5 protein-coding genes and 1 pseudogene are annotated in these 5,899 nt (G+C 60.2%); 3 read left to right on the top strand and 3 right to left on the bottom strand.

Features of this window, described 5'->3' with window-relative positions; all coding sequences use genetic code 11:
- On the bottom strand, nt 1-1,963 hold a 1,963-nt coding region (locus AC2VNK_RS01900), incomplete at its 3' end, for an Rne/Rng family ribonuclease (protein ID WP_486882606.1).
- Between the two features lie 198 nt (nt 1,964-2,161).
- On the opposite strand from AC2VNK_RS01900, the gene rluC reads away from it, so the two are divergent.
- From rluC to AC2VNK_RS01885, 3 genes are all read left to right on the top strand, one after another.
- Nucleotides 2,162-3,115, top strand: coding sequence for a 23S rRNA pseudouridine(955/2504/2580) synthase RluC (gene rluC / locus AC2VNK_RS01895; RefSeq protein WP_486882605.1), 954 nt, complete (start codon nt 2,162-2,164; stop codon nt 3,113-3,115).
- Complete coding sequence (locus tag AC2VNK_RS01890) at nt 3,112-3,816, top strand: HAD family hydrolase (RefSeq protein ID WP_486882604.1); 705 nt, start codon at nt 3,112-3,114, stop codon at nt 3,814-3,816. The genes rluC and AC2VNK_RS01890 overlap by 4 nt, the downstream gene beginning before the upstream one ends.
- Nucleotides 3,817-3,987: 171 nt before the next feature.
- Nucleotides 3,988-4,470, top strand: coding sequence for a methyltransferase family protein (locus AC2VNK_RS01885; protein ID WP_486882603.1), 483 nt, complete (start codon nt 3,988-3,990; stop codon nt 4,468-4,470).
- On the opposite strand, the gene AC2VNK_RS01880 is transcribed toward AC2VNK_RS01885, so the two are convergent.
- Nucleotides 4,467-5,357, bottom strand: a complete 891-nt coding sequence (locus AC2VNK_RS01880; RefSeq protein WP_486882602.1) for an alpha/beta fold hydrolase — start codon at nt 5,355-5,357, stop codon at nt 4,467-4,469. The genes AC2VNK_RS01885 and AC2VNK_RS01880 overlap by 4 nt on opposite strands.
- Before the next feature lie 162 nt (nt 5,358-5,519).
- A pseudogene (locus AC2VNK_RS01875) lies at nt 5,520-5,810 on the bottom strand (IS110 family transposase); the annotation flags it as partial.
- Between the last annotated feature and the right edge of the window lie 89 nt (nt 5,811-5,899).

The raw sequence follows: 5,899 nt of genomic DNA, 5'->3' as shown, positions 1-5,899 counted from the left end.
CCTGGAATCCCTCTGTCGTGTAGGTATCCTCAGGGACTTCCCCATCTGCAGAAGATGATTCTGCGCCATTCTCTCCGCCCTGGGTGGAGCGCCGGGCCCGTGCACGGCGTCCACCGCGGCGACGGCGCCGGTTGCTGCGGCCTTCGCCACCGTTTTCCTGCTCATCGGTGCTCGTCTCGCTGACTTGCTCCGTGCCTGCCGACAGCTCAGTGCCACTAGTTTCCGCCAAGAAAGTCGCCGCGTCAACGGGCGCATAACGGGATACCAGCGCCCGCACCAGCCGGGCCAGAATACCTTCTTCCGGCGGAACGACCTTAGCGGGCGCTTTCGCCTTCGGGCCGCTGGGTGCCGGTGGTGTGCGCAGTGGTGGCAACACCTCGGGCGGCGGCGGCGCGGTCAACGGACTCAGTGCCGCTGATTCGCTCGTCGGACGGCTGGGGCGTGCGGGCAACGCGCTGTTGTCACTGCTGGGCGCCGGTGCCGGCCGACTGGTGCCGCCTTCCACGCGCGTCCGCTGAATTTGATAATGGGGCGTAACCATGTCCGGCATGGGAATGACCAGGATGCGGGTGTCGGTCTTGGCTTCGAGTTCCAGAATTGGACGGCGCTTTTCGTTGAGCAGATAGACGGCCACATCCACCGGCACCCGACACTCTACCTCGGCAGCTCCGGTTTTCATGCACTCCTCATACAGCAGGCGCAGGACGTGCATGCTGGTGGCTTCGCAGCCCCGTATCTGACCAGTACCGTTGCAGCGCGGGCAGGGCTCAGAAGACGATTCTTCCAGACTGGCGCCCAGACGCTGCCGGGACATTTCCATGAGGCCAAAGCGGGAGATGCGCCCCAACTGCACCCGCGCCCGATCCAGCTTGAGGGCCTCCTTGAGCCTGTTCTCCACCTCACGCTGGTGCTTGGGGGATTCCATATCGATGAAGTCGACCACGATGAGCCCGCCCAGATCGCGCAGGCGAATCTGCCGGGCGATCTCCTCAGCGGCTTCCAGGTTCGTCTGGAACGCGGTCTCCGCGATGTCCTGACCCTTGGTGGCGCGGCCCGAGTTCACATCGACGGCCACCAGCGCTTCGGTATGATCGATGACGATGGCGCCCCCTGATTCCAAGCGCACTTCGCGACTGAATGCGGATTCAATCTGCTGTTCAATCTGATAGCGGGAGAAGAGAGGCACGTCGTTGTCGTAATACTTCAGACGATGCACCATCTTCGGCATCATGGAGCCCATGAACTGCACCGCGGCGTTGTAGGCCCCCTCCTCGTCGATCAGCACCTCCCCGAAATCTTCGGAGAAATGATCACGCAGAGCGCGGACCACGACATTACCCTCCTGATAAATCAGGAAAGGGGCGGCACGCGGCGCCGCCATATCGACGATGGCCTGCCAGATCTGTTTGAGATACTCCAGATCGCGCTGCAAGGCCTCCAGCTCCTGACCGATCCCCGCCGTGCGGGCGATGACCCCCATGTTTTCGGGGATGTCCAGGAGTTGCAGGTGCTGGCGGATCTGGGTGCGGTCCTCGCCTTCAATGCGCCGGGAGACGCCGCCGGCACGCGGATTGTTCGGCATCAGCACCAGATAACGTCCGGCCAGACTGACGAAGGTGGTGAGTGCCGCACCTTTGCTGGAGCGCTCTTCCTTGTCCACCTGAACGATGACTTCCTGACCTTCCCGCACCAGATCCTGAATGCGTTTGCGGCCCTGTTCCTGCTGTAGGAAGTATTCCCGGGCGATTTCCTTGAGGGGCAGAAAGCCGTGTCGCTCGGCGCCGTAATCGACGAAAGCGGCTTCGAGGCTGGGCTCCACACGGGTGATGCGACCCTTGTATATATTGCTTTTTTTCTGTTCCCGGTAAGCGCGTTCAATGTCCAGATCGAGGAGTTTTTGACCATCTACCAAAGCCACCCGCAACTCCTCTGCGTGGGTAGCGTTAATCAACATCCGTTTCATAAGTTCTTCTTTCTCCGGCGCTCAACCCGCAAGCCCGAAAGGACCCGTCAGGGAGCGCAGCGTTTGTAATTGGGACCGACGGGGTTTGCCCGGCGATGCTGAAATTGGGGCCGCGCTCCGAGAAGCGCAGCGTCCAAAGTCGAAATATATGCCATAAAAGAATAGAATCGCAAATGAAAAGCGCAGGGGTGGGGAAAAATGGCAGAAAACAGGGTGCGGCAATGGCAGGTAACCGATGCGGAAGCGGGGCAACGGCTGGATAACTTCCTCCTGCGGGTGATGAAAGGCGTGCCGCGCTCCCATATCTACAAAATCCTGCGCAGTGGTGAAGTGCGGGTGAACAAAGGGCGGGCGCGGCCGCACTACCACTTGGCTGAGGGCGACGTACTGCGTCTGCCGCCGGTGCGGGTGGCGGCGCCCAACGATCCCGCCGTACTGCCCACCTACCTGCAGAGTCAGTTGGAAGTCGCTGTCCTTTACGAAGATACCCATCTGCTGGTGCTGGACAAGCCCAGCGGGCTGGCCGTGCACGGGGGATCGGGCCTGAGTTGGGGCGTCATCGAGGCGTTGCGCCAGTTGCGACCCGATGCCCGCGAACTGGAACTGGTACATCGCCTGGACCGCGACACCTCCGGCTGCCTGATATTCAGCAAAAAACGCTCGGCGCTGCGTGCGCTCCATGAAGCCCTGCGGGAAGGTTTCATGGAGAAGCGCTATCTGGCGCTGGCGGCCGGTGACTGGCAGGGGAAGGCGCGTTCCGTGCGCCTGGCCCTGCGCAAGAATACCCTGCAGTCCGGCGAGCGCATGGTGCGGGTGGACCCGGTGGAGGGTAAGGCCGCACATACGCGTTTTCTGCCACTGGAACATTTCCCCGGCGCGGTGCTGCTGCAGGCTGATCTCGATACCGGGCGTACGCACCAGATTCGGGTTCACCTGCAAGCGATTGGGCATGCGGTGGCAGGTGATGAGAAATATGGCGAAGCGGTCTTCAACCAGCGTCTGCGCGCCCTGGGCCTGCGACGACTTTTTTTGCATGCCGCCCTGGTGGCCTTCCGCCACCCGCAGGACGGCCGGCCCATGCGCATTGAGGCCCCGCTGCCGGCTGATCTGCAAGCCATTCTGACCCAACTGCGTAAGGAGTCTGCCGGATGATTTTGCCCCCTGATGATTGCCGACTGATCATTTTCGATTGGGACGGCACCCTCATGGATAGCATCTCTACCATCTGCGGTTGTCTGGCCCATGCTTTTGCCTATGCAGGGCTGGTGGATCGTGGTGAACAGCAGTACCAGGAAATTATCGGATTGGGACTGGAAGACGCCCTGGCGGCCCTCGCCCCCGATGCCGATAAGCCTACCCGGGAACGGATTCTGGAGGGTTACCGGGAGTGCTTTTTCAGCACGCCACTCCGCGAAATGCCCCTCTTTCCGGGGGTGGAAAACACGGTGGTGCAACTCGCCGATGCTGGCTATGAGATTGCCGTGGCCACCGGCAAAGCCCGTCGCGGTCTGGATCGGGTGCTGGGCGAGCATCCCCGTCTCGCCGCCTGCATCAGCGCCAGTCGCTGCGCCGATGAAAGCCGCTCCAAACCCGACCCCCTGATGCTCCACGAATTGCTGCAGCACTACGACCTGCCCCCCGCGGCGGCCATCATGGTGGGCGATACCGTGCACGACATGGAAATGGCCGTTGCCGCCGGGGTTTTGCCGCTGGGAGTGCTCTGCGGCGTACACAGCGCGGAACGCCTGGATGCCAGCGGTGCGGCGGCGTGTTTTACCGACCCCACCGCCTTACCCGGGTGGCTCATACGCACGCGCACCGGGGATAAATATCCGTCGCGGAATTCGGGATAACCTCAGGAATTTAGGATGTACCGATGCGATGGTATACTATTTCCTCGCTGGTGATCTGCACAGACAAATCAAAGGTGGTGACGAATAATGGTATCTACAGTTCTACTGTTGGCCGTGTTATCCGCATGGATATTGTTAGAATTATATCTGGAATATTTTTTCCGGTCACCCATGAATGCGAACAAGCAAGACGGCGGATCTTCAAAAATATTCAACGTCGTGATCTTATCCAGCGTCGGAAGTTGGGCTTGTACGGTGGCGGCGGAAGTTCGCCATGAGCCACATATTGCGCTATATCTGCCGCAGGTGGGTTGTTCGCTGCTGATGGCGGGATTGCTGTTGCGATCGTATGCGATCATGACGTTAAGGAGATATTTCACCGTGGACCTGGCTATCCAGCCTGGACACCGACTGATCCGGCATGGACCGTACCGCATGGTGCGCCATCCGTCCTACACGGGAGCGCTTCTGTGTTTTTTCGGATTGGCGTTGTCGTTTGGTTACTGGGCCACAGCGATTATAATCATTCTTCCCGTCATCTCGGCCTACCTCTGGAGAATCGCCAAAGAGGAACGCATACTGGCGGATGCCTTCGGGATCACTTATCAGGAATACCGCAACTGCACGTACCGCCTCATTCCAGGTCTCATTTAGCAGGTTTCTGCAAACCGGTCAGGACCCACGTCCTGGTCCAACCCCGCCCGGATCTCCACCGCGTGGGTCAGTAAAATAGTATGCGTGCCCGACTCCAGCAGATGAAACTGCGCCGCCGGCAGATGTGCAGCCAGCGCCAAACCGACCTGTGGTCTGTTCACACGATCCTGGGCACCCTGCCAGATATGCACCGGCACCCGGATATCCTCCAGACGGAAAGGCCAGGGGCGGTTGAGCACCGCGAAATCATCGGCCATCCCTGCCGTCCCTTGCCGCAACGCCCCCCGCAGGTCCTCGCAAAGCTTCGCCAGGACGTCGGGCGCAGACAACAGGGACCAGTCACTGGCGCCCAACTTTGCCGCGAACTGCGCCACGAAGCGCTCCGGCCTCCGCTGCACGCCCGCCATTCTGAGGCGCAACAAAGCCCTGAGGAGCCACGGTGCCCTGCGCACCAGGGTGAAGAGGACATGATCCTGAAGACGGAAGGCGGACCATATCTCGGGCAGCTCGGCCGGTCCGGGACTGCCCGCCAGATGCACACAGCGCACCCGCTCCGGCATGGCGTAGGCGCAGGCCAGCGCGTAAGGACCACCGCCGGAGAAACCTAGCACCTGAAAGGCGTCAAGCCCCAGACGGCTTACCAAGACTTCGCCCATTGCCGCCACTTCGGTCATGGTCAGTCCCGGCTGCCGGTCCGATTCTCCGTAACCCGGCCGGTCAAAGACGATCCAGCGCAGGCCATCACGAAGGGCCGCAGGCAGCAATTTCAGTTGCAAACGGGAGCTGGGCGTACCGTGAAAGAACAATACCGGCAACCTCCCGTTCGGGTCACCGATATCTTCATAGGATACAACGTGGCCGGAATCCAAAGTTAACGACCGTTTCATCTCTCACTCATTGCCTGAATGGCCCTTTTCTCCGGGAGTAACGCTCGCTGCGCTTCTGGACGAACTATTAATCGCATCAGGCTCTCAAGAAACACTTTTTTAGGATATTGAATACATTATAGTTACGAAGCACCAATATCACCGGGAACCAGCCTCATGTCCAACGGTGAATCCGCGCGATTCCAGCAGTTCGAAGAGCGGTATCCAGTACACGCCGGTGGATTCCATCGCGACCGTGTCCACATCGCAGGCCTTGAGCCAATCGGCCAAGGCCTCAAGATCCTCCGTGAAACTGGCAAACTCCCGTACCGGTTCGTCATCACGATCCGCAGGAACCGCGACATAGTGGGAGGCGCTGCCAATGTCGATGCCTGCGGCGTTGGGATGAGTGATCGTCAGGGCCGTCCGAGATTTACCCGGCTTAAAGCTGATTTTGGTATGACGTTGGGCCATCACATACTCCATAAGTCGGAAGTGGAATGGGGCACTGCTTCGGGTACGTCGTCTTGCTCACTCTCTCAAACGGGATACCCATTCAGCGG

The sequence above is a fragment of the Acidithiobacillus sp. TH-A35 genome, from assembly GCF_057473505.1.
Note: the sequence above shows the minus strand (reverse complement) of the source record. Positions and strands in the feature narration are given on the sequence as shown.